Source organism: Methylobacterium oryzisoli, assembly GCF_046557895.1.
Classification (GTDB): Bacteria; Pseudomonadota; Alphaproteobacteria; order Rhizobiales; family Beijerinckiaceae; genus Methylobacterium; species Methylobacterium oryzisoli.
In genome coordinates this window covers 78,423-104,303 of record NZ_JBKIBX010000011.1, presented here as the reverse complement: position 1 = coordinate 104,303, position 25,881 = coordinate 78,423, and the positions used below count along the sequence as shown (strand labels likewise).

At 72.6% G+C, this 25,881-nt stretch carries 24 protein-coding genes; 10 read left to right on the top strand and 14 right to left on the bottom strand.

The genetic code is table 11. The annotated features are described in order from the left end of the window. Positions 1-78: 78 nt before the first annotated feature. Genes hemA through bchF form a run of 14 tightly spaced genes read right to left on the bottom strand, consistent with a single transcriptional unit; the run spans position 79 to position 15,440 of the window. The gene (gene hemA, locus ACKUB9_RS13175; protein ID WP_407522626.1) at positions 79-1,290 is read right to left on the bottom strand and encodes a 5-aminolevulinate synthase; all 1,212 of its coding nucleotides are present in this window, start codon (positions 1,288-1,290) and stop codon (positions 79-81) included. Positions 1,291-1,333: 43 nt separating this feature from the next. Continuing rightward, a complete protein-coding gene (gene puhE / locus ACKUB9_RS13170) occupies positions 1,334-2,149 on the bottom strand; it encodes a putative photosynthetic complex assembly protein PuhE (protein ID WP_407522624.1) in 816 nt (271 codons plus the stop codon). 10 nt (positions 2,150-2,159) lie between these two features. Then, positions 2,160-3,221, bottom strand: coding sequence for a magnesium-protoporphyrin IX monomethyl ester (oxidative) cyclase (gene acsF, locus ACKUB9_RS13165; protein ID WP_407522622.1), 1,062 nt, complete (start codon positions 3,219-3,221; stop codon positions 2,160-2,162). Beyond that, positions 3,218-3,523 carry a hypothetical protein gene (locus ACKUB9_RS13160; protein ID WP_407522620.1) on the bottom strand — a complete coding sequence of 102 codons (306 nt, stop codon included), beginning with the start codon at positions 3,521-3,523 and terminating at the stop codon, positions 3,218-3,220. Before ACKUB9_RS13160 ends, acsF begins: the two co-directional genes overlap by 4 nt. After that, on the bottom strand, positions 3,520-3,969 hold the full coding sequence (gene puhC / locus ACKUB9_RS13155) for a photosynthetic complex assembly protein PuhC (RefSeq protein WP_407522617.1): 450 nt from the start codon (positions 3,967-3,969) through the stop codon (positions 3,520-3,522). The genes ACKUB9_RS13160 and puhC overlap by 4 nt, the downstream gene beginning before the upstream one ends. 10 nt (positions 3,970-3,979) lie before the next feature. Then, positions 3,980-4,603: a photosynthetic complex putative assembly protein PuhB gene (gene puhB, locus ACKUB9_RS13150; RefSeq protein WP_407522615.1), complete on the bottom strand. Its 624-nt coding sequence runs from the start codon at positions 4,601-4,603 to the stop codon at positions 3,980-3,982. Beyond that, a complete protein-coding gene (gene puhA / locus ACKUB9_RS13145) occupies positions 4,600-5,385 on the bottom strand; it encodes a photosynthetic reaction center subunit H (RefSeq protein ID WP_407522613.1) in 786 nt (261 codons plus the stop codon). The genes puhB and puhA overlap by 4 nt, the downstream gene beginning before the upstream one ends. 12 nt (positions 5,386-5,397) lie before the next feature. Beyond that, positions 5,398-6,834, bottom strand: a complete 1,437-nt coding sequence (locus ACKUB9_RS13140) for an MFS transporter (protein ID WP_407522611.1) — start codon at positions 6,832-6,834, stop codon at positions 5,398-5,400. Beyond that, positions 6,831-7,532, bottom strand: coding sequence for a magnesium protoporphyrin IX methyltransferase (gene bchM, locus ACKUB9_RS13135; protein WP_407522609.1), 702 nt, complete (start codon positions 7,530-7,532; stop codon positions 6,831-6,833). Before bchM ends, ACKUB9_RS13140 begins: the two co-directional genes overlap by 4 nt. After that, positions 7,532-8,425 carry a ferredoxin:protochlorophyllide reductase (ATP-dependent) iron-sulfur ATP-binding protein gene (gene bchL, locus ACKUB9_RS13130; protein ID WP_407522607.1) on the bottom strand — a complete coding sequence of 298 codons (894 nt, stop codon included), beginning with the start codon at positions 8,423-8,425 and terminating at the stop codon, positions 7,532-7,534. Before bchL ends, bchM begins: the two co-directional genes overlap by 1 nt. Next, positions 8,422-12,147 (bottom strand): magnesium chelatase subunit H, encoded by a 3,726-nt coding sequence (locus tag ACKUB9_RS13125; protein WP_407522605.1) that lies wholly within the window; start codon positions 12,145-12,147, stop codon positions 8,422-8,424. Before ACKUB9_RS13125 ends, bchL begins: the two co-directional genes overlap by 4 nt. Continuing rightward, a complete protein-coding gene (gene bchB / locus ACKUB9_RS13120; RefSeq protein ID WP_407522603.1) occupies positions 12,122-13,666 on the bottom strand; it encodes a ferredoxin:protochlorophyllide reductase (ATP-dependent) subunit B in 1,545 nt (514 codons plus the stop codon). The genes ACKUB9_RS13125 and bchB overlap by 26 nt, the downstream gene beginning before the upstream one ends. A 5-nt stretch (positions 13,667-13,671) precedes the next feature. Further along, a complete protein-coding gene (locus ACKUB9_RS13115; RefSeq protein WP_407522601.1) occupies positions 13,672-14,943 on the bottom strand; it encodes a ferredoxin:protochlorophyllide reductase (ATP-dependent) subunit N in 1,272 nt (423 codons plus the stop codon). Continuing rightward, positions 14,940-15,440: a 2-vinyl bacteriochlorophyllide hydratase gene (bchF, locus tag ACKUB9_RS13110; protein ID WP_407522599.1), complete on the bottom strand. Its 501-nt coding sequence runs from the start codon at positions 15,438-15,440 to the stop codon at positions 14,940-14,942. The genes ACKUB9_RS13115 and bchF overlap by 4 nt, the downstream gene beginning before the upstream one ends. Before the next feature lie 439 nt (positions 15,441-15,879). Here bchF and ACKUB9_RS13105 point away from each other — a divergent pair, with 439 nt between their 5' ends. The 10 genes from ACKUB9_RS13105 (at position 15,880) to coxB (ending at position 25,880) form a co-directional block, all read left to right on the top strand. Next, entirely contained in the window at positions 15,880-16,596 is a 717-nt protein-coding gene (locus ACKUB9_RS13105; RefSeq protein WP_407522597.1) for a cobalamin B12-binding domain-containing protein, read from the top strand. A 79-nt stretch (positions 16,597-16,675) separates the two neighbouring features. Continuing rightward, positions 16,676-18,088 carry a transcriptional regulator PpsR gene (gene ppsR, locus ACKUB9_RS13100; protein WP_407522595.1) on the top strand — a complete coding sequence of 471 codons (1,413 nt, stop codon included), beginning with the start codon at positions 16,676-16,678 and terminating at the stop codon, positions 18,086-18,088. 107 nt (positions 18,089-18,195) lie between these two features. Continuing rightward, a complete protein-coding gene (chlG, locus tag ACKUB9_RS13095; RefSeq protein WP_407522593.1) occupies positions 18,196-19,074 on the top strand; it encodes a chlorophyll synthase ChlG in 879 nt (292 codons plus the stop codon). Next, positions 19,071-20,426 carry a BCD family MFS transporter gene (locus ACKUB9_RS13090; protein ID WP_407522591.1) on the top strand — a complete coding sequence of 452 codons (1,356 nt, stop codon included), beginning with the start codon at positions 19,071-19,073 and terminating at the stop codon, positions 20,424-20,426. The genes chlG and ACKUB9_RS13090 overlap by 4 nt, the downstream gene beginning before the upstream one ends. Continuing rightward, entirely contained in the window at positions 20,423-21,604 is a 1,182-nt protein-coding gene (locus ACKUB9_RS13085) for a geranylgeranyl diphosphate reductase (protein WP_407522588.1), read from the top strand. Before ACKUB9_RS13090 ends, ACKUB9_RS13085 begins: the two co-directional genes overlap by 4 nt. Further along, complete coding sequence (locus ACKUB9_RS13080) at positions 21,601-22,089, top strand: TspO/MBR family protein (protein WP_407522586.1); 489 nt, start codon at positions 21,601-21,603, stop codon at positions 22,087-22,089. The genes ACKUB9_RS13085 and ACKUB9_RS13080 overlap by 4 nt, the downstream gene beginning before the upstream one ends. 175 nt (positions 22,090-22,264) lie before the next feature. Then, complete coding sequence (locus ACKUB9_RS13075) at positions 22,265-22,558, top strand: hypothetical protein (RefSeq protein ID WP_407522584.1); 294 nt, start codon at positions 22,265-22,267, stop codon at positions 22,556-22,558. A gap of 41 nt (positions 22,559-22,599) precedes the next feature. Then, entirely contained in the window at positions 22,600-24,141 is a 1,542-nt protein-coding gene (locus ACKUB9_RS13070; protein WP_407522582.1) for a c-type cytochrome, read from the top strand. A gap of 136 nt (positions 24,142-24,277) precedes the next feature. Further along, positions 24,278-24,742, top strand: coding sequence for a GNAT family N-acetyltransferase (locus tag ACKUB9_RS13065; RefSeq protein ID WP_407522580.1), 465 nt, complete (start codon positions 24,278-24,280; stop codon positions 24,740-24,742). 274 nt (positions 24,743-25,016) lie between these two features. After that, entirely contained in the window at positions 25,017-25,880 is an 864-nt protein-coding gene (coxB, locus tag ACKUB9_RS13060; protein ID WP_407522578.1) for a cytochrome c oxidase subunit II, read from the top strand. The last annotated feature ends 1 nt before the right edge of the window (position 25,881 follow it).

Below are 25,881 nucleotides of genomic sequence, written 5' to 3'. Positions count from 1 at the left end.
CCGGAACCCTCACCCCTACCCCTCTCCCGCACGGGAGAGGGGATCCCACGCTTAGCAGTGCGACGTCCTTGGCGCGGCCTACGCCGCCTTCGCGAGCCCGATCCTCGCCCAGATCGCGCCCAACGCCGCCACCAGATGGTCGATGTCGGCATCGCTGTGCAGCGGCGATGGGGTGATGCGCAGGCGCTCGGTGCCGCGCGGCACGGTGGGGTAGTTGATCGGCTGGACGTAGATGCCGAACTCGTCGAGCAGCATGTCGCTGATCTGCTTGCACAGGACGGGATCGCCGACCATCACCGGGACGATGTGGCTCGGATTGTCGAGAAGCGGGATGCCGGCCGCGGCGAGACGGCGGCGGACCTGCGCGACGCGGTCTTGGTGGCGGTCGCGCTCGGCGCTGCTCTCCTTGAGATGGCGGATCGAGGCCGCCGCGCCCGCCGCCACCGCGGGCGGGAGCGAGGTGGTGAAGATGAAGCCCGACGCGAAGCTGCGCACGAAGTCGCACAGGGCCGACGAGGCCGCGATGTAGCCGCCGCAGACCGCGAAGGCCTTGCCGAGCGTGCCCTCGATCACGGTGAGGCGGTGCATCAGCCCCTCGCGCTCGGCGATGCCACCGCCGCGCGGCCCGTAGAGGCCGACCGCGTGGACCTCGTCGAGGTAGGTCATGGCGCCGTACGCCTCGGCGACGTCGCAGAGTTCGGCGATCGGCGCGATATCCCCGTCCATCGAGTAGACCGACTCGAAGGCGACGAGCTTGGGCAGCGCCGGATCGACCAGCCTCAGCTTGCGCTCCAGGTCCTCCGGATCGTTGTGGCGGAAGATGTGCCGCTCGGCGCGGCTGGCGCGGATGCCCTCGATCATCGAGGCGTGGTTGTCCTCGTCCGAAAACACCACGCAGCCCGGCAGTTTCGCGGCCAGCGTGCCCAGCGCCGCCCAGTTCGAGACGTAGCCGGAGGTGAAGAGCAGCGCCGCCTCCTTGTGGTGGAGATCGGCGAGCTCGCGCTCCAGCAGCACGTGGTAGTGGTTGGTGCCCGAGATGTTGCGGGTGCCGCCCGCCCCCGCTCCGCAGCGGTCGAGCGCCTCGTGCATCGCCCGCAGCACCGTCGGGTGCTGGCCCATGCCGAGATAGTCGTTCGAGCACCAGACCGTGACCTCGGTCCGGCCGCCGGGAGAATGGTGCGTGGCGTGGGGGAAGCGCCCGGCCTGCCGTTCGAGATCGGTGAAGACCCGGTAGCGTCCTTCGCGGTGAAGGCCCTGGAGCTGCGCGGCGAAGAACGATTCGTAGTCCATGGCGCGTCACCTTCCTGTGGTGGGGCGGGGCTCTGCGGCCCGCTCAGACGATGTCTCGGGCGGCGCAGGACGCCGCGCGGGTGGCGGTGTCGCCGGCGGGCCGGCGAGAGGGCAGACCCCAGCCCCAGAGGGCGGCGGAGGGCAGCGGCAGCATCAGGAACCCGTGTTCGAGGATGGCGAGCGCCATCAGCGTCGCCATCATGGTGTGGCCGGCGAGCGCGAAGGCGGAGGCGCTCTCGGTGACCGCCGGGTGCAGCAGCACCAGGAGCACCCCGGTCGCGAAAACCATCGCGACGGGAAAGAGCGCGTTCATCGGCGCGCGCCGGAAGAAGCTGCCGAGGTAGCGCAGGTGCTCGGGCAGGAACTCGGCGTTGAGGTTGCGCACGCCGAGGTAGAGGTTGAGCCGGGCGCTGAGGTTCATTCCCCAGAGCACGAGGTAGGTCCAGAGGGCGATCCGGTTCGGCCGCCCCTCGGTGAGCCACGCGACGGCGAGCGCCCCCAGGATGATCGCCGCCTCGTGCCAGAGGTTGGTGGCCGCCGCCTGCCCGAACCGGGCGAGGCCGCGAGCCGTGGGCAGGCCGGCGGTCCGGCGCGGGCCGGCGAGGTAGCCCATGTAGAAGGCCATCTCCTGCCAGCCCCAGACCACCAGCGCGGCCGTGAAGGCCGCGTAGGCCCCCGCCTCGCTGGGCTCCCCGGCGCTCCAGGCGATCGCCCACAGGGCGCCCCCGAGCGCGAGGCTCGTCGCCCCGAAGCTCCAGGCATGGGTGCGCCGCGGCCGGTGGTTCAGCCAGAGGATGACCCCGGTGAGGAACCACCACATCACGACGGCGTAGAGGATCGGCGCGGCGTAGTCCGACATGGGCGAGGGGCTACCAGGCGGGGCTGAGACGGATCTGAGCGGGCATCGGGTTGGCCTTGGCGGGCATCAGCATCAGCCGCCCGAAGGTCAGGGCCGCCCGCGCGGCATGGCCCGCATGGGCGAGCCGGCCCGCGAGGCCGCCGCGGGCCTTCGCCTCCTCGATGCCCCGGGCGCAGACCAGGAGCTGGTCGAGGGCGGCCTTGAAGGCCGGGTTGTCGAGATCGAGGGTGAGCGGGAAGACCTGCCGGGAGATCTCCGAGGTGATGTCGAAGACCGTGAAGTCGTAGGCGGTCGGATCGATCCCCAGTGCCTTGTGGAAGGCCGGCCGGCAATGGTCGCGCACGTACATGGTGCAAAAGACCGCGAGCAGGAAGAACTTGATCCAGTAATAATTGATCCCGGAGAGCAGCTTCGGGTTGGCGCGCATCAGGAGCGCGAACGCCTCACCGTGCCGGAACTCGTCGTTGCACCACTTCTCGAACCACTTGAAGATCGGGTGGAAGCGATTCTCGGGCTTGCGCTCCAGCTCGCGGTAGATGGTGATGTAGCGAGCGTAGCCGATCTTTTCCGACAGGTAGGTGGCGTAGAAGATGAACTTCGGCCGGAAGTAGGTGTACTTCTTGGCCTTGGTGAGGAAGCCGAGATCGACCCCGACCCCGAAATCCTTGAGCGTGTCGTTGATGAAGCCGGCGTGCCGGGCCTCGTCGCGGCTCATGAAGCCGAACAGCTCGCGGATGTCCTTGTTCTTGGCGCGCTTGCGCATCTCCGCGTAGAGCACGCAGCCCGAGAACTCGGCGGTGATCGAGGAGACGAGGAAGTCGAGGAATTCCTTGCGCAGCTCCGGGTCGAGGCCCGAGAGGTCGAGGTCGAATTCGTGGTTGCGCACGAAGTGGCGCTTGTTCGGGTCGGCGCGCATCTCGGCGATCAGCACGTCCCACTCGGCCCGCACCGGCTCGACGTTGGTGCGGTCGAGCTCGTCGAAATCGGTGGTGTAGAAGCGCGGGCTCAGGAAGGTGGTCTCCTGGGCGTAGCGGGTGCTCTCGTTCGGCGTGGGGAGGGCGGTCGCGCTCATAGCCTCGTCCTTTCCGAGAAGCTGACTTCGTAGAGTTCGGTGAGCTCGAAGTGGCCGGCGATGCGGGTCCACAGGCGCTCGACGGCGCCCGCCCGCACCACCGTGGCGGTGCGCCGGACCACGAGGCGCTCGCCGTAGGGCACCTCGGTCGGGGCATCGTGCACCGTCACCTCGTCGCCCGGCTCGATGGCGAGCCCGCCGTCGAGGGTGACGTGGGCGTGGAGCGACTCGGCGGTCTGCTCGATCTCCACCGTGCAGGGCACCTCGATGCGGCGTCGTCCGCCGAAGCTCAGGTTCCTCATGCACCCCTCCCCTGTTGGAGCAGCCGTGCGAAGGCGGCCGCGTTGGTTGGCCCGAAGGCTTCGAGGTTGATGCGCCGGCCCGACGCGAGGTCGTCGAGCGAGAGCGTGCCGTTGTCCCAGCGGGTGAGCCGGAAGGGCGGCTCGCGCGGCAGGCCCTCGCGCAGGCGCGCCTGGGCCATGACCCGCAGCGCGGCGCGCAGGAACCCGTCCTCGCCCGGCTGCACGGTGGCGACGAGGCGGCCGTCGCGGGCGTCGCTCAGCGCCACCGCGCCGTCGCTGCGGTCCTGCACCGTGAGGTCGAGCACCTGCACGGCCTGCGCCTCCGGCAGCCGGGTCGTCCCGACGTCGCTGACCCGGCCGATGGCGACGGCGACCACCGCGAACCCCGTGAGGAGCAGGATCCGGACGACCTGCGAGCGCGGCACCCTGGTGGTGTGGTCGAGCATGGCGCGTTCCTCACGATCCGGCGGCGGCGAGGTGCCCCGGCAGGGCGGCGGTCGCGGCGGCGGGCGACCATCCGGGGACCGGCTGGCCGTTGGCGGCGGCCAGCGCCGCGGCGATGCGGGCGGCGGCCTCGTCGGCGTCCGGCAGGGCCCGCAGCATCGGCTCGGGCCGCGTGAGCCGCCAGGGCCGGGCGTGGGGCCACAGGTGCAGGTAGGCGAGCCGCGTCCCGGCCTTGAGGAGCAGCGGGATCTCGCCGCTGCCATCGGCGAAGCGCCTCAGGCCGGCGGCCTCGATCTGATGCAGCGGCAGGTTCACGGTGATCGGCAGCGCGATGCCGATGCGCAGCATCAGCCGCCGGTCGGTGAGGCTGTAGTGGGTGGTGCGGGCCGAGCACCAGGCGAGCGCCAGCAGCACCGCGAGGCCGGCCGCGCCGAGGCCGAGGAGCGGCAGCGCTGCGGCGGCACGCCCGGCGCTCACCGCCTCGATGAGCGCCAGCAGCGCGAAGTAGGCCGCCACGAGGTCGAGGTGGAAGACGCGCCGGGCGAGGCCGAGCGTGCCCGGCCGCCCCTGCCAGATCAGCCGCTCGCCGGGCGGCAGCGGGGCGGGCAGGCCGCGGGGAAGGACGTCGTCGCTCACAGCAGCGGCTCCGTGCGCCCGGGCGTGGCATAGAGCGTGCCGGCGCCGTAATAGGCGATGATGCGCTCCTCTTCGAGCAGCGTGATGCTGTCGGCGTCGCGGTGCGTCGGCACGTCGGCGAATTGCCGGGCGAGCAGCGCCTCGCACACCACCGTGGCCTTGGCCCCAGAGACGTTGGCGAAGGTGACGGGCAGGAGGACGCTGCGGCCCGGCGTGCCGGCCAGCTCCAGCTCGTAGTAGCGGGGCAGGGACTCGCCCCGGTCGATCCAGATCTCCGTGACCGTGCCGGCCACCGCCCGGTCGGCGCCCACCACGCGGAAGCCGCGCGGGTCGGCATCCTGCTCGGCCACCGCGAACTCGGTGGCGACGCGCAGGGGCACGATGCGCTTGTGCCCTTCCCAGGTCAGGTCGGGCGTGTCGCTGCGCTGCGCGTAGCCGCCCGGCCCGACGCCGTCCCGCAGGCGCCCGTCATCCGGCGTGGTCGGCTGGAGCGGCGCGCCCGGCCAGGGTTCGAGCTTGGCGGCCTTCAGCTCGCCCACCGGGCCCTCGTCGGGCCGCGGCGCCAGGACGGTGCGGCCGTCCGCGAGCACGAAGGCCTTCGGCGTGGGCAGAAAGAGCCAGTCCCAGCCGGTGAGCCCGCCGCGGGTCTCGGATTCGAGGGGGTAGCCCTCCCGGCGGTCCTCCCGGCGCAGGTAGAAGATCAGCCCGGCGAAGAAGAGCCAGAACGCGTAGAGCACCAGCTGGGCGACGTCGATGTAACCGGTGATGGCACCCGTGGGCATGATAGGCCTCCCTCAGGATAGGGCCGGATGGGTGACGCGGCGGCGCGGGGAAGCGCCGCGGGACAGGGGTGTGGCCGGATCGGCGGGCCGCACCAGCGGGCCGATCGCCACCAGGGTGGCGAACAGGAGGCCGATCTCGACGTGGTAGACGATGAGGTAGCCGGTCGAGGCGTCGTTCAGCGCCTCGCCGAGATGGCCCGCGACGGCGAGCGCGGAGCCGACATCCCGCACGATGCCGCTCGCCGCGATGGCCGCCCCCGCGGCGCTCGCCTGCACGGCGCCCCAGGCGCCGAGGGCGAGGCCGGATTCCTGCGGGGCGGCGTCCTCCATCGAGGCGGTGAGCGTGCCGTGCGCGAAGAGGCCGCCGCCGAGCCCGATCAGCGCCACGCCGCCCGAGAAGAGCGGGCCGGAGGCGAGCGGCGCGGCGAAGACTACCGCCGAGAAGGCCGCGATGCCGACCACGGCGCCGCTCGCCGCAACCCGGAACGGATCGCCGCCGCGGTTGAGCCAGCGCGCGGCGGCTAGGAGCCCGAGGCCGCCGCCGAGCGCCAGCAGCGCGGTGAGCGCCGTGGTGGCGGCGACGGGCAGGTGCAGGATCTGCCCGCCATAGGGTTCGAGCAGGATGTCCTGCATGCTGAAAGCCGCGGTGCCGAGCCCGGTGGCGGCCAGCCGCCGGCGCGCCCGCGGCGCCCGCGCGTAGGCCGCCCAGGCCGTGCGGAAGTCGGGCCGGGCCTCGGCGGTGCGGGAGGGATCGCGCGCCTCCTGCTTCCACAGGGCGATGCTGTTGAGGATGAGCGTCGCCAGCGCCGCGCCCTGGATCACCTGGATCAGCCGGATCGCGGAAAAGTTCGCGAGCGCGAGCCCGAAGATCACGGCGCTGCCCATCATGCCGGCGAGCAGCATGGCGCAGAGCAGGGCCACCACCTTCGGGCGGGCATGGGCCGGCGCGAGATCGGTGGCGAGCGCGAGGCCGACCGTCTGCGTGGTGTGGAGCCCCGCGCCGACGAGCACGAAGGCGAGCGCCGCCGCCGCCTGCCCGATCACGATCGGCCCGGTCGTGTCCCCCGACAGGATCAGCAGCGCGAAGGGCATGATCGCGAGGCCGCCGAACTGCAGGAGCGTGCCGAACCACAGGTAGGGCACGCGGCGCCAGCCCAGCACCGAGCGGTGCGTGTCCGAGCGGAAGCCGATCACCGCCCGGAAGGGTGCGGCGAGCAGCGGCAGCGCGAGCATCACGGCGACGATCCAGGCCGGCACGCCGAGCTCGACGATCATCACCCGGTTGAGCGTGCCGATGAGCAGCACCGCCGCCATCCCGACCGTCACCTGAAACAGGGACAGGCGCAGGAGCCGCCCGAGCGGCAGCTCCGCCGTCGCGGCATCCGCGAAGGGGAGGAGGCGGGGCCCGAGCTGCGTCAGCGCCCGGGCGAGGCGGCTCGCATCGCTCATCGGCGCGCCAGTTCCAGGGCGTTGGAGAGGTAGAAGCCGCTGGTGATCCGGCGCGACCGCCGGAGGCCGAAGGTGGCCAGGGCCTCCTCGCGGGCGATGCGGCGGCGGAGCGTCCCCTCGGACACCGGCTCGATGGCGGGCGCCCGGTCGCCGCGCGGAAACAGCCGGCCGGCCGCGTGCATCAGCGTCAGCAGCGCGGTGCGGGGGGCGACCGTGAAGAGCAGCGAGCCGTCCGTGCGCCGGCCGAGCACCGCCAACGCCCGGACGATGTCGGCGCTGCGGTAATGGATCAGCGAGTCCATCGCCACCACGTGGTCGAAGCGGCCGAAGGAGTCGTCGAGCATGTCGCCGACCCGGAAATCGAGGCGGCCGGGCAGCGCCAGCGCGGCGCTGCGCTCGCGGGCGAGGCCGACCAGGGTCGGCGAGACGTCGATGGCCACCACGTGCGCGCCGCGTCGCGCGGCCTCCAGGCTGAGCGCGCCGGTGCCGCAGCCGGCATCGAGCAGGCGCCGCCCGGAGAGATCCGCGGGCAGCCAGGACAGGAGTTCGGCCCGCATCGCGTCGCGGCCCGCGCGCACGGTGGCGCGGATGCGGCTCACCGGCGCGTCGGAGGTGAGCCGCGCCCAGGCCTCGACGGCCGTGCGGTCGAAGTAGGTCTGGAGCTGCGAGCGGCGCTCGGCGTAGGTGGCGCTGGGCATCAGTCGAACCCCAGGAACTCGAACAGGTCGCGGTCCTTCATCGGCTGGGCCTCGAGCGGCTCGACGCCGGCCCACAGGGCTTCGGCGAGCTGCAGGTACTCGTTCTGCACCGCGAGCAGTTCCGGCGAGGGCTCCATCTCGAACAGCGTCGCCTTCTTCAGGCGCGAGCGGCGCACCACGTCGAGGTCGCGGAAATGCGCGAGGCGCTTGAGGCCGACCGCGGCGTTGAAGCGGTCGATCTCGTCGGTGTTCGCCGAGCGGTTGGCGATGACGCCGCCGAGCCGCACGCCGTAATTCTTCGACTTCGCGTGGATCGCCGCGACGATGCGGTTCATGGCGAAGATCGAGTCGAAGTCGTTCGCCGTGACGATGAGCGCCCGGTCGGCGTGCTGGAGCGGCGAGGCGAAGCCGCCGCAGACCACGTCGCCGAGCACGTCGAAGATCACGACGTCGGTGTCTTCGAGCAGGTGGTGCTCCTTGAGGAGCTTCACGGTCTGCCCGACGACGTAGCCGCCGCAGCCGGTGCCGGCCGGCGGTCCGCCCGCCTCCACGCACATCACCCCGTTGTAGCCCTCGGCCACGAAGTCCTCGACGCGCAGTTCCTCGGAATGGAACTGCACCGCCTCCAGGGCATCGATGACGGTGGGCGCGAGGCGCTTCGTCAGCGTGAAGGTCGAATCGTGCTTGGGGTCGCAGCCGATCTGCAGCACCCGCTTGCCGAGCTTCGAGAAGGCGACCGAGAGGTTCGACGAGGTGGTGCTCTTGCCGATGCCCCCCTTGCCGTAGACCGCGAAGACCTTGGCGGTCTCGATGCGGACGTCCGGGTCGAGGGCGACCTGGAGGCTGCCTTCCTCCCGTCTTGTCGGCACCGGGTTGCGAATCGCGATGTTCATGCGGCTGCCTCCGCGGTGATGCCTTCCAGCCGGTCCTCCAGGGCCTCTTCGGCCCGGTCGAGGGCGGCGCGCGTCTCGGGGTCGGGGGTCCAGAAGCCGCGCCGGTGCGCCTCGATCAGCCGATGGGCGACCTTGGCGGAGGCGGTGGGGTTCAGGGCCGCCATGCGCTCGCGCATGGCCTCGTCGAGCACGTAGGTCTCGGTGATGCGCTGGTAGATCCAGGGCGCGACCTGATCGGTGGTGGCCGACCAGCCCACCGTGTTGGTGAGGTGCTGGTCGATCTGGCGCACGCCCTCGTAGCCGTGCCCGAGCATGCCCTCGACCCATTTCGGGTTGAGCATGCGGGTGCGGGTCTCCAGCGCCACCTGCTCGGCGAGCGAGCGCACCCGGCCCTCGCCCCGCGTCTGGTCGCTGATGTAGACGGGCACGCTGGTCCCGCGCGCCTTGGCGACCGCGCGCGCCATGCCGCCGAGACCGTCGAAGTAGTGGTCGACGCTCGTGACGCCGACCTCGACGGAATCGAGGTTCTGGTAGGCGAAGTCGACCTTGGCCAGCACCGCCTGCATCAGCGTCCGCTGCGCCTGGGGGGCGCCCGAGCGGCCGTACGCGAAGCTCTTGCGCCGGGCGAAGGTCTCGCAGAGATCGGCCTCGCTCTCCCAGCGCCCGCTGTCGATCAGGTGGTTGAGGTTCGCCCCGTAGGCGCCCTCGGCGTTGCTGAACACGCGCAGGGCCGCGGTCTCGAGGTCGATGCCGTGCTCGGCCTGGTGCGCGAGGGCGTGCTTGCGCACGAAGTTGCGCTCAAGCGGCTCGTCCGCACTCGCCGCCAGGTAGGCGGCCTCGGCGAGCAGCTTCGTCTGGAGCGGCAGCAGATCGCGAAAGATGCCCGACAGCGTCGCCACCACGTCGATGCGCGGGCGGCCGAGGTCGTCGAGGGCGATGAGCTGGGCGCCGCAGAGCCGGCCGTAACCGTCGAAGCGGGGGGCCGCGCCCATCAGGGCGAGCGCCTGGGCGATGGGCGCGCCTTCGCTCTTGAGGTTGTCGCTGCCCCACAGCACCAGGGCGATGCTCTCCGGGCAGGGCGCGCCCTCGGCCGCGTGGCGGGCGAGCAGCCGCTCTACCTGGGCCCGCCCGTCCGCCAGCGCGAAGGCGCTCGGGATCCGGTAGGGGTCGAAGCCGTGCAGGTTGCGCCCGGTCGGCAGGATCGCTGGCGTGCGCAGCACGTCGCCGCCCGCGACCGGCGCGACGAAGCGGCCGTCGAGCGCCCGCAGCAGGGCCGGGATCTCGTGGTCCTCGGCGAGCAGCCGGTTGGTCTCGGCCAGCGCCCGGAAGGCGGCGCGCGTCGCCTCGTCCGCCGTCAGGTCGGACGCCGCCAGGGCCTCCTCGGCGGGCACGCCCGCCGCCAGCCGGTCGATGGCGGCGCGGGCCGGCGCCAGGCCGTGCACCGATTCGGCGAGCGCCATCAGCAGGTCGGCCCGCTCCGCTTCCGGCGTCCCCTCCCCCACCACGTGCAGCCCGTGCGGGATCAGGGTGTGTTCGAGTTCGACGAGCCGCACCGCGAGGTCGGCCACGCGGGTCTCCGCCGCCCCACCCCAGGCGGGCTCGGCCTCGGCGAGGTCGAGGCCGGCGGCCTGCCCCTGGATCAGGTCGGCGAGCCGGGCGCGCTCGGCCGCCTCCTCGGGCGCGAGCCCCCGCCAGCGCTCCACGGAGGCCTTGAGGTCGATGAGCCCCCGGTAGAGCCCGGCCTGGGCGAGGCTCGGCGTCAGGTAGCTCACTAGGGTCGCGGCCGCGCGGCGCTTGGCCAGCGTGCCCTCCGAGGGGTTGTTGGCGGCGTACAGGTAGACGTTCGGCATGGCGCCGATCAGCCGCTCGGGCCAGCAGGCGGCCGACAGCCCGGTCTGCTTGCCGGGCATGAATTCGAGCGCGCCGTGGGTGCCGAAATGCAGCAGGGCGTCGGCGCCGAAATCCTCGCGCAGGTAGCGGTAGAAGGCCGAGAAGGCGTGGGTCGGGCTGAACCCCCGCTCGAACAGCAGCCGCATCGGGTCGCCCTCGTAGCCGAAGGCGGGCTGCACCCCGACGAAGACGTTGCCGAACTCCGCGCCGAGCACGAGGAGCGCCGAGCCGTCGGTCTGGTGGCGGCCGGGAGCGGGTCCCCACTGCGCCTCGATCTCGGGGAGCCAGCGCTCGCGCCGCACGTGATCGTCGGCGGGCACCCGGTGGGCGACGTTGGCCGGGGTGCCGAAGCGGGCCGCGTTGCCCTCCTGCACCGCCTGCCGCAGCGCCTCGGGGCTGTCGGGCACCGCGACCGTGTAGCCGTCCGCCTTCAGGCCCGCGAGCACGCGGTGGAGCGAGTCCCACACCGACAGGAAGGCCGCGGTGCCGACCGCGCCGGCATTGGGCGGGAAGTTGAACAGCACGATGCCGACCCGGCGCTCGGCCTTCGGGCGTCCGCGCAGGCTCACGAGGCGCGCGACGCGCTCGCTCAGGCGCTCGGCACGCTCGGGGTGGACCGCCATGTCGCGGGCATGGTCGGTGCCGGCACGGCCGCCGAACACCATCGGGGCGGTGGCGCCGTCGAGTTCGGGGATCGCCACCATCATGGTGGCCTCGACCGGCGAGAGGCCGCGCTCGGAGGCCTCCCACTGAGCCAGGCTCTGGAACTCGACCGCGTGGGCCGCGAGGTAGGGCACGTCGAGGCGCGCCAGCACGGCCTGGGCGGCGGCCGCGTCGTTGTAGGCGGGACCGCCGACGAGGGAGAAGCCCGTGAGCGACACCAGCGCGTCGATGGCAGGACGCCCGTCGCGCAGGAAGAAGCGCTCGATCGCCGGGCGGTTGTCGAGGCCGCTCGCGAAGGCCGGCACCACGGTGAGGCCGCGCGCCTCCAGGGCGGCGATCACGCCGTCGTAATGGGCGGTGTTTCCGGCGAGCACGTAGGAGCGCATCAGCAGGAGGCCGACGCGCCCGCGCGCGCCGGGCCGCTGCGGCAGCGCCTCCATCCGCTCGCCGACCCGGCCCGGAAGACGCGGGTGGTAGAGGCCGGTCTCCGGATAGGAGAGCGGATCCTTCGGCGTCAGGCGGTCCCGCCAGCCGGCCCGCGGCCCGGCCGCGTAGCGCGAGCCGAGGAAGCGCACGAGGTTGACGACGTTCTCGTCCGACCCGGCGAGCCAGTATTGCAGGATCAGGAAGTAGGCCCGCACGTCCTGGGCCGAGCCCGGGATGAAGCGCAGGATGCGCGGGATCTGCCGGATCAGCGCCATCTGGCGCGCGCCGCTGCTGGACGACCCCCCGTCCCCGGGTCCCCTGCGCCCGCGCAGGCGCTTGAGGAAGTCGAGGGCGCCGCGCTGCGAGCCGTCCATCGCGAAGCGGTTCATCCGGGTGGTGCGCACCACCTCGGCCGCCGAGAGGCAGCCCACCATCGCGTCGCAGTCGGAGCGCCGGGCGAGGAGCGCCGGCAGGACGGCCCGCACGTGCTCGTCCATGAACAGCATCGCGGAGAGCACGATGTCGGCCCGGGCGATGTCGGCGCGGCAGGCGTCGAGCGCCGCCGGGTCGGTGTCCCATTCCGCCGCGGCATGGAAGCCGAGGGTGAGCCCCGGCGCGGTGCGGGCGAGCGTCTGGCGCGCTCGGTCCACCGCCCCGGCGAGGTGGTTGTCGAGGGTGACGATGACGACGCGCAGCTCCGGCAGCGCGCCCGCCCCCTCACCGACTGAAATGCGCCTTGGCATCGTAGAGGGTCTCGACGGTGATGAGGGGCAGCGCCCGCTCGCGGGCGAAGCGTTCGGTGTTGTGGCGGGCCTTGCCGCGCACGAAGAACGGCACCTTGCGCAGCTCGCGCTCGGCCTCGGCGGCCCAGGTGACGGCGGAGGCCGCGGCGGCGACGGGCGCCGCGACCGGGACGGCGGGCTCGGGCGCCGCATGCGGCCGGCCGCCGAGATGCGAGGGCGCGACGCCGTCGTGGAATTCCGGGTCTTCTCGGAACATCGAGAGCAGGTGTTCTTCCAGGCCCATCATCAGCGGGTGGACGAAGGTGTCGAACAGGACGTTGGCGCCCTCGAAGCCCATCTGCGGCGCGTGGCGGGCGGGCACGTCCTGCACGTGCATCGGGGCCGAGATCACCGCGCAGGGGACGCCCAGCCGCTTGGCGATGTGGCGCTCCATCTGAGTGCCCAGCACGAGTTCGGGCTGGGCCGCCGCGATCGCCGCCTCGACCTCCAGGTAATCGTCGCTGATCAGGGCCGGGATGCCGTGCGCCTCGGCCTCGGCCCGCACCTCGCGGGCGAAATCCCGCGCGTAGGTGCCGAGTCCCACGACGCAGAAGCCGAGTTCGGACTTCGCGACCCGGGCCGCCGCGATGGCGTGCGTGGCGTCCCCGAAGACGAAGACGCGCTTGCCCGTGAGATAGGTCGAGTCGACCGAACGGGAGTACCAAGGCAGCCGCGAGCCTTCCGCGTCGAGGACGGGCGCCGGATCGACGCCCGCGAGCCCCGCCACCTGCTCCACGAAGGCGCGCGTCGCGCCGACCCCGATCGGCACCACGTCGGTGAAGGGCTGGCCGTGCGCCTTCTGGAGCCAGAGCGCGGCGCTGCGCGCGACCTCGGGATAGAGCACGACGTTGAAATCGGCCTCGCCGAGCCGCGCGAGGTCGGCGGGCGTGGCGCCGAGCGGCGCCACGACGTTCACGTCGATGCCGAGGCGCTCGATCAGGCCCCGCACCTCGCGCAGGTCGTCGCGGTGGCGGAAGCCCAGCGCGGTCGGCCCGAGCAGGTTGCAGGAGGGCCGCGCCCGCGGCGCGCGCGGGGCCGGCGGCGCGCTGAGCGCCCGCACCAGCCGGTAGAAGGTCTCGGCGGCGCCCCAGTTCTCCTTCTTCTGGTAGGCCGGCAATTCGAGCGGGATGACCGGGATCGGCAGGTCGAGCGCCCGGGCGAGGCCCGCGGGATCGTCCTGCAGCAGCTCGGCGGTGCAGGAGGCGCCGACGATCATCGCCTGCGGGCGGAAGCGCGCGTAGGCGAGGCGGACCGCCTCCTTGAAGATCTCGGCGGTGTCGGCCCCGAGGTCGCGGGCCTGGAAGGTGGTGTAGGTCACCGGCGGGCGCGCGTCCCGCCGCTCGATCATCGTGAACAGCAGGTCCGCGTAGGTGTCGCCCTGCGGGGCGTGCAGCACGTAGTGCAGGCCGCGCATCGCGGTGGCGATCCGCATGGCGCCGATGTGGGGCGGTCCCTCGTAGGTCCAGAGCGTGAGCTGCATGCGCGTCAGACCTCCAGCCTGGAGCGGCGCACGAGCGGGCGCGCGAACAATTCGGCGAGGTCGCCGGCCTGCTCGTAGCCCTGGATCGGCGTGAACAGCAGTTCGATCGACCACTTGGTGGGCAGCGCCTCGGCTTCGAGCGGGTTGGCGAGGCCGAGCCCGCAGACCGTGAGGTCGGGGCTCGCCGCCCGGCAGCGGTCGAGCTGGTCGTCGAGGCTCTGCCCCTCCACCACCGGCGTGCCGGGGGGCAGCAGCGCCATGTCCTCGGCGAGGTGCTGGCGGTGGAGGTAGGGCGTGCCGACCTCGATCAGCTCCACCCCCATCTCCCGCGACAGGAAGCGGGCGAGCGGGATCTCCAGCTGCGAATCGGGGAAGAAGAACAGGCGCCGTCCCGCGAGCCGCTCCCGGTGCCGGTCGAGCGCCCGCCCGGCCCGCGCGAGGCCCGGCGCCGTGACCGCCGCGACGCGCGCCGGGGCCACCCCGAAGGCGTCGGCCGCGGCCTGCAGCCACAGGGTGGTGCCCTCGGCACCCAGCGGGAACGGCGCCGCGATCCGCCGCGCCCCGCGGGCGTCGAGCGCCCGGGCCGTGTCGGCGAGGAAGGGCTGCGCCAGGAGGTAGCGCGTGCCCCGCCCGACCGTCGCCTGCTCGGCCGCGCGGCGGCCCGGCAGGAAGCGGACCGGCGCGATGCCGAGATCGGCGAAGAGGCGCGCGAACTGATCCTCGACCACGTCCGCGAGGGTGCCGACCACGAGGAGCGAGGGCTCGTCCCCCGTTGCCAGGTTCCCTATCGGCATGTCCGGCACGAGCGCGGCGAGGCAGGCATCCTCTCCCTGCGTGAAGGTCGTCTCGATGCCGCTGCCCGAGTAGCTGAGCACCCGCACCGCCGGGGCGAATCGGCCCGAGAGGCGGGCCGCCGCGCGGCCGAGATCGAGCTTGATCACCTCGGACGGGCAGGAGCCGACGAGGAAGAGGAGCCGGATGTCCGGCCGCCGCTCCAAGAGGCGGCTCACCACGCGGTCGAGTTCCTCGTGCGCGTCGGCGAGGCCCGCGAGGTCCCGCTCCTCGATGATCGCGGTGGCGAAGCGCGGCTCGGCGAAGATCATCACGCCGGCCGCCGACTGGATCAGGTGCGCGCAGGTGCGCGAGCCGACCACGAGGAAGAAGGCGTCGCGGATCTTGCGGTGGAGCCAGACGATGCCGGTGAGCCCGCAGAAGACGGCGCGCTGGCCGCGCTCGTGGCTGACCTGAGGCCCGCAGGGGGTGAAGGGCGCGTTCATGGCGCCGCCCCCGTCAGGACGGGCATCCGGCGGGCCGGCGCGCTCGCGCGCGCCGCCCGGAGCTTCAGGAGGAACTGCGCGGCGTTGACCGCGTAGGCGGCGTAGGCGGCCAGCGCCAGGAGCATCAGGGGGCGCAGGTCGAGCGCGCCCGTCGCCAGGGCCGCGAGGTAGGCCGTGTGGAGCGCCAGCACCAGCATGCTGACCACGTCCTCCCAGTAGAAGGCCGGCGCGAAGAGGTAGCGCCCGAACACGGCCTTCTCCCAGAGGGAGCCGGTGATCATGATGGCGTAGAGCGCCAGCGTCTTGAGCACCACGGAGGCATTGGCCACGGCCGCCCCCTCGCCGGTCGCCAGGGTGCGAAGGACCAGCAGCAGGCTGACGAGGAAGATCGCGAACTGGATCGGCGCCAGGATGCCCTGGACCAGCGTCCAGGGCGTGGCGTCGCGGCGCCGCCGCTCCGCCTCGCTGTACAGAACCGGCCGGTCTTCGCGCCTCATGTCGCCTGCCCCGCCTCGCCCTGCCCGAGCCCCGCGTTGCGCCGCGGGGTTGTCGGTTCGGGCAGCCTGGACCGAGGCGCCGGGAGTGTCAACTCAAGTTGACAGTGTGTCCGCGTGACATTTGTCGGGAGGCGGAACGAAAGCCGCTTGCCTGAACAGGAAGGAAGCGTATCTTGGGTAAATGCCCGGACCCCACGGGACCTGTCGACAAAATACCCAAAAGAGAAAATTTCTTCAGGTACCAACACAACAGGCGGGGCCATTGTGCATCGGGGAGGTGCCGGTGGAGAACGCAAGGCATACCGGCGACACTGCGCGTGGCCCATCGCTCGAACGCGACGGGGACCCGGCGCGGCCGGCCAGGCGGCGATCCGCCCGTCCGCAACCGTGGCGCGATGATCTCGCGCGCGTCGTCGAGGCGGAGATCATTCCCCGCCTGATGCTGGCCCACCGCACGGGCCGACGGTCCTGTGTCTTCTCCCGCCCCCGGCCCGAGCCCGAGGAGATCGCCGGCTTCGCCGCCCGCATGCTGGCCGCCGCCGACGGCGACCCGATGGCCGACGTTCAATCGTTCCTCGATGGCGGCATGACCTTCGATGGGCTGCTGCTCGACCTTCTGGCGCCCACGGCCCGGCATATCGGACGGCTCTGGGAGGAGGATGCCTGCGATTTCGTTCAGGTGACGGTGGCGATGGCCCGCCTGCGCCAGCTCGTGCACGACCTCGAGATGCTGTTCGTGGAGCCGCCCCCCGTCGATCCGGCGGGCCGCCGCGTCCTCCTCGTGCCGGCGCCGGGCGAGACCCACACGTTCGGGCTGACCATGGTCAGCCACTTCTTCTCGGAGGCGGGCTGGGACGTGGCGTCGGAGGTGAGCTGGCACCAGACGGGCCCCTTCGAGCAGCTGCGCGACGAATGGTTCGACGTCGTCGGCATCTCCCTGTCCTGCGACGTCTTCCTGGAGGCGCTCGCGGACGTGGTGCCGGTCATCAGGCGCGCCTCCTGCAACCGCGACCTGCGGATCCTGGTCGGCGGCCCCGCTTTCGAGAACCGACCGGACCGGGTCCGGCGCGTCGGTGCGGACGCGGCCGCGCTGGATGCGCGCGACGCACCGGGAATCGCCGCGACCCTCCTTGATCTCCGGGTGAGAGCCTGCTGAAAGACCTGTTCGGTGCGGTCTAAGCGTCTGGTGGCCCTTGAACAGTCCTGTCAGCCTTACTGCGAAGGAAGCGTTCGCGGTGCTACGAGACGCCGTCGCCCATCTCGACGCGGACACGACGGGCATGCTCGTCGCCGCCGCGACCGACCTGTCGCTGGTCGTCGACCGCGACGGCGTGATCCGTGACGCGACGTTCGGTGCGGATGGACTGGCCGACGACGCGGGATCGCGCTGGCTCGGCCGCCGCTGGATCGACACCGTGACGGTCGAGAGCCGGCCGAAGATCGTGGAATTGCTGGACGGGGCGGCGCCCGGCATCGTGACGCGCTGGCGCCAGGTCAATCATCCCTCAGTCAGCGGCACCGATCTGCCGATCCGCTACTCGACCCTGCGCCTGCCCGGCGACGGCCAGATCCTCGCCATCGGGCGCGATCTGCGCGCCGTCGCGGCGCTTCAGCGCCGTCTCGCCGAATCGCAGCAGGCCCTGGAGCGCGATTACGCCCGCCTGCGCAGCGTCGAGACGCGCTACCGCGTGCTGTTCCAGCTCGCCGGCGAGGCGGTGCTGATCGTCGATGCCGCCAACCGCCGCGTCGCCGAGATCAATCCGGCCGCCGCGCGCCTGCTCGGCCGCTCCGCCAAGCGGATCGTCGGGCAGGACTTCATCGACCTGTTCGAGATCGAGGGAGGCAGGGCCGTGCAGGCCCTCCTGGTGGGTCTTCGCCTGACCGGGCAGGCCGAGGACCTGACCGCCCGTCTCGCCCACCGCCGCGGCGAGGCCCGGGTCGCCGCGGCCTTGTTCCGACAGGATGCCGGCACGAGCATCCTGGTGCGGCTCAACCTCGTCGCGCCCGTGGCAGCCCTGCCCTCCGCGGCGCGCACCGGCGCCCTCGACGTCATCGAGGCCATGCCCGAGGGCTTCGTCGTCACCGACCGGGACCGGCGCATCCTCGGGGCGAACGCCGCCTTCCTCGATCTCGCCCAGCTCGCCGCCGAGCAGCAGGCCAAGGGCGAACTCATCGACCGCTGGCTCGGGCGCGAGGGCAGCGAGATCGGCGCGCTGTTCGCGACCCTCGTGGAGCACGGCTCGGTGCGCCACTTCACCACCGTGATGCGCGGCGAGTTCGGCGTCGTCGAGGAGGTCGAGGTCGCGGGCGTGTCGGTGCCGGGCGGCGAAAAGCCCTGCCTGGGCCTCACCATCCGCACCCTGCCGCGCCGGATCGCGCCGGCCCCCGCAGGGGGGCGCGAGCTGCCGCGCTCCGTCGAGCAGATGACCGAACTCGTCGGCCGCGTGTCGATGAAGACCCTGGTGCGCGAGACGACCGACCTGATCGAGCGCCTCTGCATCGAGGCGGCTTTGCGGATCACCCAGGACAATCGCGCCTCCGCGGCCGAGATGCTGGGCCTCAGCCGCCAGGGTTTCTACGCCAAGTTGCGCCGCTACGGCCTCGGCGACCTCGACGGCAACGAGGGGCCCGACGACCGCGACGACTGACGCGGGACGGCTCCGATCGATCCCTGTCCGCAAGTGTAAAGTTTACTTGACACTCGTGGCGCCATGTCACTAGCGTCGGACCGAGACAGGCGAGCGCGAGGCAGCGCATGGCAGTCCCGGCTCCGAGCGCATTGGTCGAGCTTCTCAAGCCCATCACGTGGTTCGCGCCCATGTGGGCCTTCGCCTGCGGGGTGGTCTCGTCGGGATCGGGCCTGCAGGGACGCTGGCCGGTGGTGCTCGCCGGCATCGTGCTCGCCGGGCCGCTGGTCTGCGCCACGAGCCAGGCGGTGAACGACTGGTTCGACCGGCACGTCGACGCCATCAACGAGCCGCAGCGCCCGATCCCCTCCGGCCGCATGCCGGGCCGCTGGGGCCTCTACGTGGCGGCGGGCTGGACGCTGCTGTCGCTCCTCGTCGCGGCGGCGCTGGGCCCGTGGATCCTCGGCGCGGCGCTGTTCGGGCTCCTCCTGGCGTGGCTTTACAGCGCGCCGCCCCTGCGCCTGAAGCGCAACGGCTGGTGGGGCAATACCGCCGTCGGCCTCTGCTACGAGGGACTGCCCTGGTTCACAGGCGCGGCCGTGATGGCCGCCGCGGTGCCGGACGGGCGCGTGCTGATGCTGGCGCTCCTCTACAGCATCGGCGCGCACGGCATCATGACCCTGAATGACTTCAAGTCGGTGGAGGGCGACCAGCGCACCGGGATCCGCTCGCTGCCGGTCCAGCTCGGCACCGACCGCGCCGCGCGCCTCGCCTGCCTCGTCATGGCGCTGCCGCAGGCGGCCGTGGTGGCGCTCCTCCTCGCCTGGGATCGGCCCTGGCACGCGGGCCTCGTGGCGGCGCTGCTCGCCGGGCAGGGCCTGCTGATGCGCCGCCTCCTCGCCGATCCGCGGGGCCGAGCCGCCTGGTACAACGGCACCGGCACGCTGCTCTACGTGCTCGGCATGCTGGCCGCCGCCTTCGCGCTGCGTCAGGGAGGCGCCGCATGACCGCGCCGGCCGCCTTCGGCTGGGGCACCATCGTGCGGCTGGGCCTCGTCCAGACCGCGCTCGGCGCCATCGTCGTCCTCATCACCTCGACCATCAACCGGGTGATGGTGGTCGAACTGGCGCTGCCGGCCGCGGTGCCGGGCGCGCTCGTGGCGCTGCACTATGCGGTGCAACTCGCCCGCCCGCGCTGGGGCTACGGCTCGGACATCGGCGGGCGGCGCACGCCCTGGATCGTCGGCGGCATGGCGGCGCTGGCGCTGGGCGGCCTCGGCGCCGCAATCGCCACCGCGGTGATCGGCGCGCACCCGGTCGCGGGCTTCGCGTTGGCGATCCTCGCCTTTCTGGTGGTCGGCATCGGGGTCGGCGCGGCCGGCACCTCGCTCCTCGTCCTGCTCTCCACCGGCGTCGCGCCCCAGCGCCGGGGGGCCGCGGCCACCATCGTCTGGGTGATGATGATCGCGGGCTTCGTGGTCACGGCGCCGCTCGCCGGACGCTTCCTCGATCCGTTCTCGCCCGCCCGCCTGATCGCCGTGTCGGCGACGGTCTCGGGCCTCGCCTTCTTGGTGGGGCTGGCGGCGGTCTGGGGCGTCGAGCCGCGCGCGGGGACGCGGCCGGCGCGGGCCGAGGCCCGGCCGTCCTTCGGGCAGGTGCTGACCGAGGTCTGGGCCGAGCCCGCCTCGCGCCGCTTCACGGTCTTCGTCTTCCTGGCGATGCTGGCCTACAGCGCGCAGGAGCTCATCCTGGAGCCCTTCGCCGGGCTCGTCTTCGCGATGTCGCCGGGCGCCACGACGGCGCTGGCAGGGCTGCAGAATGGCGGCGTCCTCGCCGGCATGGTGCTGGTCGCCCTCGTGACGAGCCTCGCCCCGGGGCCGCGGCTCGGCTCGCTGCGGCTCTGGACGGTCCTGGGCTGTCTCGGCTCGGCGCTGGCGCTCGCCGGGATCGCGGCCTGCGGGGTGATGGGCCCGGGGGCGCCGCTGCGCGCGCTCGTCGCGGGTCTCGGCCTGTTCAACGGCATCTTCGCGGTCTCGGCGATCGGCTCGATGATGGCGCTGGCGGGGTCGGGCGGCACGCCCGAGGGCGAGGGCCGGCACGGGACCCGCATGGGCGTCTGGGGCGCCGCGCAGGGCGTGGCCTTCGGGCTCGGCGGTTTCCTCGGCGCCGCCGCGGTCGATCTCGCCCGGGCGCTGACCGGCGCGGTGGTGCCGGCCTACGCGGCGGTCTTTACGGCCGAGGCGCTGCTGTTCCTGCTGGCGGCCGGGCTGGCCCTGCGCATCGATGCCCCGGCGCGGCGGCGCGAGGCCCGGACCGGAATCTTTCCCGTGTCGCACGGGTGGAGGGAGGCACGCCCATGACCGACGGCGAGATCTTCGATGTCGTGGTGGTCGGGGGCGGTCCGGCGGGAGCCACGGCCGCCACCGACCTCGCCCGGTGCGGGCGTCGCGTGCTCCTCCTCGACCGGGAGGGGCGCATCAAGCCCTGCGGCGGCGCCATCCCGCCGCGCCTGATCCGCGACTTCGCGATTCCCGACGACCTCCTGGTGGCGCGCATCCGGGCCGCCCGCATGGTCTCGCCCAAGGACCGGGCCGTGGACATGCCGGTGGGCGACGGCTTCGTCGGCATGGTCGACCGCGAGGTCTTCGATCCCTGGCTGCGCGACCGCGCCGCGCTCGCGGGGGCGAGCCGGCGCACCGGCACCTTCCTGCGCATCAGCCGCCCCGGCGACGGCCTCGCCACCCTCCATGTCCGCAGCAAGTCCGGCGAGGAGGAGCACGTCCGCGCGCGCCTCGTCATCGGGGCGGACGGGGCGAACTCGGCGGTGGGCCGCCAGGAGATCCCGGCGCATGCCCGGATGCGGCAGGTCTTCGCCTATCACGAGGTGGTCCGCACGCCCCCGGCCGGCGCCTTCGCGGCGGCGCGCTGCGACGTCTACTACCAGGGCGTCCTCTCCCCCGACTTCTACGCCTGGGTCTTCCCGCACGGAGACACGCTCAGCATCGGCACCGGCAGCGCCCGCAAGGGTTTTTCGCTGCGCGGCGCGGTCGGCCGCCTGCGGGCCGCGACGGGGCTCGACAGCGGCGAGACCCTGCGCCGGGAGGGCGCGCCGATCCCCCTCAAGCCCCTGCGGCGATTCGACAACGGGCGCGACGTGCTCCTCACCGGCGACGCCGCGGGCCTCGTCGCTCCCGCTTCTGGCGAGGGCATCTACTACGCAATGCTGGGCGGACGCCTCGCCGCGGAGGCCGCCGACACCTTCCTGGCCACTGGCGACGCCCGCGCGCTGCGCCAGGTGCGCCGCCGGTTCCTGGCCGCGCACGGGCGCGTGTTCTGGGTCCTGCGGCTGATGCAGAATGTCTGGTACCGCAACGATGCCCTGCGGGAGCGCTTCGTGAGCATCTGCCGCGATCCGGACGTCCAGAGCCTCACCTGGGAGGCCTACATGAACAAGGAGCTGGTGCGCGCCAAGCCCGCCGCCCACGCCCGGATCTTCTTCAAGGACCTCGCCCACCTGTTCGGCTGGGTCTCTCCGTGAGCGGGGAATTCGGCGCGCGCTGGGGGCCGATCCTCGTCGCGGCCCTGGCGGCCCTGGTGGTGGCGGGAGCCGGCGCGGCGCTGACCGCGCTCGGTCCCTGGTACGCGAGCCTGCGGGTGCCGGCCTGGAAGCCGCCCGACTGGGCCTTCGGGCCGGTCTGGACCGTCATCTTCACCCTCACGGCCATCGCCGGGGTGCTGGCCTGGAACGCCGCGCCCGCCGGGCTGGAGCGGACATGGCTCCTCGTGGCCTTCGGCGTGAACGGCATCCTCAACATCGCCTGGAGCGGCCTGTTCTTCCGCCTCCAGCGGCCGGATTGGGCGCTCGCCGAGGTGCTGCTGCTGTGGCTCTCCGTCGCGGTGCTGATGGTGGCGGCCGGGCGCCACTCGGGCACCGCGGCGCTGCTCCTCGTCCCCTACATCGCCTGGGTCGGGCTCGCGGGCATTCTCAACTGGTCGATCGTGCGGCTCAACGGTCCGCTCTGATCCGGGCGTCGAACGCCGGGCCGGTGCGACAAAACGAACCGCGAACCTTCGGGTGTGAACCGAACGGCAGCCCGCCTCGTTACAGCGACGTTGCCCGATCTGCAGGTCGAACTCTGCGTCAGAACGGAAGCACTGCCGGGTCCGCTGGGTGGTCCCGGGCGGGAGGACATTGCACGTGTCGGACCTGTTCGCGAGCGGTCGCATCGTCGACGCGGTGCTGTTGCTGGTGGCCGCCGAGGCTTTCGTCATCCTGGTGTGGCGCCGCCGCGCCAAGCCGGGCGCGGGCGCGCTGCTCATCAACCTCGCCTCGGGGGCCTGCCTGATGCTGGCGCTGCGCGCGGCCCTCGTCGGCGCCCACTGGACGTGGCTGGCGCTCGCGCTCCTGGGCGCGCTCGCCGCCCATCTCGCCGACCTCTGGCTGCGGCTGCGCCCGCACGCGGCCCTGCGGCACGAACGATCGGCCCCTTGAGCGAACCCCGCGCGCGCCGCGGCAACCGGAGGATGGCAAGCATGCGTGGCATCTCGGCCCTGGTTCTCGGCTCCCTGGCGCTCGCCACCCCGGCCGCGGCCCAGCCGCAGGCCGCCGGGCAGGACCTGATCCGCAAGGGAGAGGCCCTCGTCACCGCGGGCGATTGCGTCGCCTGCCACACGGCGCCGGGCGGCAAGCCCTTCGCGGGGGGACTCTACCTCAACTTTCCGCACGGGATCGGCCGGATCGCCACCCCGAACATCACGCCCGACCGCGAGACGGGCATCGGGACGTGGAGCGACGCGGATCTCCGCCGCGCCCTGCACGAGGGCATCGGCAAGGACGGCAGCTATCTCTACCCCGCCTTTCCGTTCCCCTGGTACACCAAGATCTCCGACGAGGACGTGGCGGCGATCAAGGCCTACCTGTTCTCCCTCGAACCCGTGCGGGCGCCGCGCAAGCCCGCCGACATCGCCTTCCCGTTCAGCATCCGCGAAGCGCTGCTCGCGTGGCGCGTCGCCTTCTTCACCCCCGGGCGCTTCCAGCCCGACCCGAAGGCGAGCGCCCAGGTCAACCGCGGCGCCTATCTGGTGGAGGGCCTGGGCCATTGCGGCGCCTGCCACAACGGCAGCAAGCTCGTCGGCGCCTCGCAGTGGAGCGGCTACCTCGAAGGCGGCACGGTCGACGGATGGTACGCGCCGAACCTGTCGGGCGACGACAAGGAGGGTCTGGGCGCCTGGAGCGAGGATCAGCTCTTCACCTACCTCAAGACCGGGGCCGCCCCCGGACGGGCGGGCGTCGTCGCCGGTCCGATGCGGCAGGTGATCGAGGAAAGCCTGAGCCGGCTCTCGGATGACGACGTGCGCGCCATCGCGGTCTACCTCAAGACGCTGCCGGCCAAGCCCACCTACACACCCCAGCATCCGTCCGACTTCTCGCAGGCCTCGGCGGCGCCGGGCGCGGACGTCTACGTCACCCATTGCGTCTCCTGCCACCGTCCGGACGGCAGGGGCGTGCCCGGGGCGATCCCGGCGCTCGCCGGCAACGGCGCTGTTCTGGCCAAGGGGCCCGAGACGGTCATCCGCGTCGTGCTCGGCGGCCTCTCGGCGAAGGGCGACTACGCCACGATGCCGGCGGTGGGCGCCCTCATGAGCGATGCCGACGTGGCGGCCGTGACGAACTACGTGCGTCAGAGCTTCGGCAACGAATCGCCGCCGACCGCCGATGCCGGGCAGGTGGCCGCCATCCGCCAGGACACCCGCACCATGCTGGCCGGGACGGCGTCGTGCTCGACAGTGTCGGACCCGGCCTTCGCCAAGGCCCTGCAGGACGTCGGCGCGGATGCGCAGCTCAAGGGCGTCAAGGCCGAGGACATGTTGCCGCGGGTGAACACCCTGCTCCCTGCCCTCAAGGCCGCAGCCCCGAAGGCCAGCCAAGCCGATCTGATCAACGGCCTCACGGCGAGTTTTTGCCAGAACGCCGACCGGGCGACGTTCGGCCAGCCCTGGCCGGCGGCGATCGGCAACTTCGCGGGCCTCGTGTTCAGCCAGCTGCGCCACCCGGAGCGTGCCGCGAAGGAGTGAGCCCGCTCCGCCGGGGCAGCCACAGCCTCGGCAGACGACGCACCGCCCGGCAGTACGGTCGGGTGGTGCGGTTGCGGCGGAGCGCGGTGAGCGCCATACCGCGGCCATGCGCCCGCCCGCCTTCCGGATCGCGCCCGTGCGCGACGCTGCCGACCTCGACGCGACGGTCGCGCTGTTTCGCGCCTACGCCGCCGCGCTGCCCATCGACCTCGCCTATCAGGGCTTCGAGGCCGAACTCGCCGCGATGCCCGGCCCCTACGCGGCTCCGACCGGGGCGCTGCTCATCGCCCGCGGCGCCTCCGGCGCGGCTCTGGGGTGCGTCGGGCTGCGCGGGCTCGCCCCGCCCGACACCTGCGAGATGAAGCGCCTCTACGTCGATCCCGGCGCGCGCGGGAGCGGGCTCGGCGAAGCCCTGGTGGCCGCAATCATCGCGGCGGGTGAGCGCCTGGGCTACCGCGAGATGCGGCTCGACACCCTGCCGTCGATGGTCGGCGCGCTGGCGCTCTACCGCCGGGCGGGCTTCACGCCCACGGGGCCGTACTACGACACGCCGATCGCCGGCACCCTCTTCCTGCGCCGGGACCTCGCGCCGCGCCCCTGAAACAGCTGAAACGCGCCGCCGGGCCGCGCAGCACCTCCGAGAATCCGCCGCGCTGGGCCGTTCCGACCCGTGATCGTACGAAGGTCCGGGCCACACGGGCGTTCCGCGGCTGCGGATGCGACGCCAGTGCCGTTGCACTCGTCACGGCATTGTGGTGTGAGACGCCCACCGAGAGGTCGGCGGGAGGGCGACCGGCCCGTCGCGGCTGCCCCGCTCCCGCCTCGCGGGACGGGCGGCTCGATTCGGCTGCATCAACGGGAGCATCGAGGGCGATATGGGGATGGCGTGGGCGCAGGATCGGCGGTTCGGCCGATCGTTCGTGAGGGGCGCCGCGGTCGCAGCGACTCTCCTGACCGGAGGCGCCGCGCTCGCGGCCGAGGCTGGGAAACCCGTGCCGTGGCAGATGGACCTGCAGACCCCCGTCACCGAGGTGGCGACGGAGATCTACAACTTCCATCACCTGCTCAACGTCATCATGGCGGCCATCGTGCTGCTGGTGCTGGTGCTGCTGCTGATCGTCATCTTCCGCTTCAACGAGCGGTCGCAGCCGACCCCGTCGCGCACGACGCACAACACGATGCTGGAGGTGGCCTGGACGATCGTCCCGGTGCTGATCCTGGTGGCGATCGCGATCCCGTCCTTCCGGGTGCTGCGCACGCAGCTCTCCGACCCGAAGGCCGACCTTATGGTCAAGGTGATCGGCCACGCCTGGTACTGGTCCTACGAGTACCCGCAAGAGGTCGGCGGCTTCAAGTTCGACGCCAACCTGCTGGAGGGCGAGGACCAGGAAAAATCGGGCCAGCCGAAGCTGCTCGCCACCGACAACGAGATGGTCGTGCCGGTGAACAAGATCGTGAAGGTCCAGGTCACCGCCGCGGACGTGCTGCATTCCTGGGCGCTGCCGTCCTTCGGCTTCAAGATCGACGCGATTCCGGGCCGCCTGAACCAGTTCTGGTTCAAGGCCGACCGCGAGGGCACCTATCACGGCCAGTGCTCGGAGCTGTGCGGCCAGCGCCACGCCTACATGCCCATCACCGTCAAGGTGGTGAGCGACGCGGCGTTCCAGGCCTGGACCGCCGAGGCCAAGACCAAGTTCGCCCGCGTCGAGGGCGCCGGCAAGTTCGCGGACGCGCGCTGAC

What these genes read in the sequence shown, in the direction of transcription:
- hemA (WP_407522626.1), bottom strand. Translation starts at nt 1,290, where the DNA reads ATGGACTACGAATCGTTCTTCGCCGCGCAGCTCCAGGGCCTTCACCGC.
- puhE (WP_407522624.1), bottom strand. Translation starts at nt 2,149, where the DNA reads ATGTCGGACTACGCCGCGCCGATCCTCTACGCCGTCGTGATGTGGTGG.
- acsF (WP_407522622.1), bottom strand. Translation starts at nt 3,221, where the DNA reads ATGAGCGCGACCGCCCTCCCCACGCCGAACGAGAGCACCCGCTACGCC.
- ACKUB9_RS13160 (WP_407522620.1), bottom strand. Translation starts at nt 3,523, where the DNA reads ATGAGGAACCTGAGCTTCGGCGGACGACGCCGCATCGAGGTGCCCTGC.
- puhC (WP_407522617.1), bottom strand. Translation starts at nt 3,969, where the DNA reads ATGCTCGACCACACCACCAGGGTGCCGCGCTCGCAGGTCGTCCGGATC.
- puhA (WP_407522613.1), bottom strand. Translation starts at nt 5,385, where the DNA reads ATGCCCACGGGTGCCATCACCGGTTACATCGACGTCGCCCAGCTGGTG.
- ACKUB9_RS13140 (WP_407522611.1), bottom strand. Translation starts at nt 6,834, where the DNA reads ATGAGCGATGCGAGCCGCCTCGCCCGGGCGCTGACGCAGCTCGGGCCC.
- bchM (WP_407522609.1), bottom strand. Translation starts at nt 7,532, where the DNA reads ATGCCCAGCGCCACCTACGCCGAGCGCCGCTCGCAGCTCCAGACCTAC.
- bchL (WP_407522607.1), bottom strand. Translation starts at nt 8,425, where the DNA reads ATGAACATCGCGATTCGCAACCCGGTGCCGACAAGACGGGAGGAAGGC.
- ACKUB9_RS13125 (WP_407522605.1), bottom strand. Translation starts at nt 12,147, where the DNA reads ATGCCAAGGCGCATTTCAGTCGGTGAGGGGGCGGGCGCGCTGCCGGAG.
- bchB (WP_407522603.1), bottom strand. Translation starts at nt 13,666, where the DNA reads ATGCAGCTCACGCTCTGGACCTACGAGGGACCGCCCCACATCGGCGCC.
- ACKUB9_RS13115 (WP_407522601.1), bottom strand. Translation starts at nt 14,943, where the DNA reads ATGAACGCGCCCTTCACCCCCTGCGGGCCTCAGGTCAGCCACGAGCGC.
- bchF (WP_407522599.1), bottom strand. Translation starts at nt 15,440, where the DNA reads ATGAGGCGCGAAGACCGGCCGGTTCTGTACAGCGAGGCGGAGCGGCGG.
- ACKUB9_RS13105 (WP_407522597.1), top strand. Translation starts at nt 15,880, where the DNA reads ATGCTGGCCCACCGCACGGGCCGACGGTCCTGTGTCTTCTCCCGCCCC.
- chlG (WP_407522593.1), top strand. Translation starts at nt 18,196, where the DNA reads ATGGCAGTCCCGGCTCCGAGCGCATTGGTCGAGCTTCTCAAGCCCATC.
- ACKUB9_RS13090 (WP_407522591.1), top strand. Translation starts at nt 19,071, where the DNA reads ATGACCGCGCCGGCCGCCTTCGGCTGGGGCACCATCGTGCGGCTGGGC.
- ACKUB9_RS13085 (WP_407522588.1), top strand. Translation starts at nt 20,423, where the DNA reads ATGACCGACGGCGAGATCTTCGATGTCGTGGTGGTCGGGGGCGGTCCG.
- ACKUB9_RS13070 (WP_407522582.1), top strand. Translation starts at nt 22,600, where the DNA reads ATGCGTGGCATCTCGGCCCTGGTTCTCGGCTCCCTGGCGCTCGCCACC.
- coxB (WP_407522578.1), top strand. Translation starts at nt 25,017, where the DNA reads ATGGGGATGGCGTGGGCGCAGGATCGGCGGTTCGGCCGATCGTTCGTG.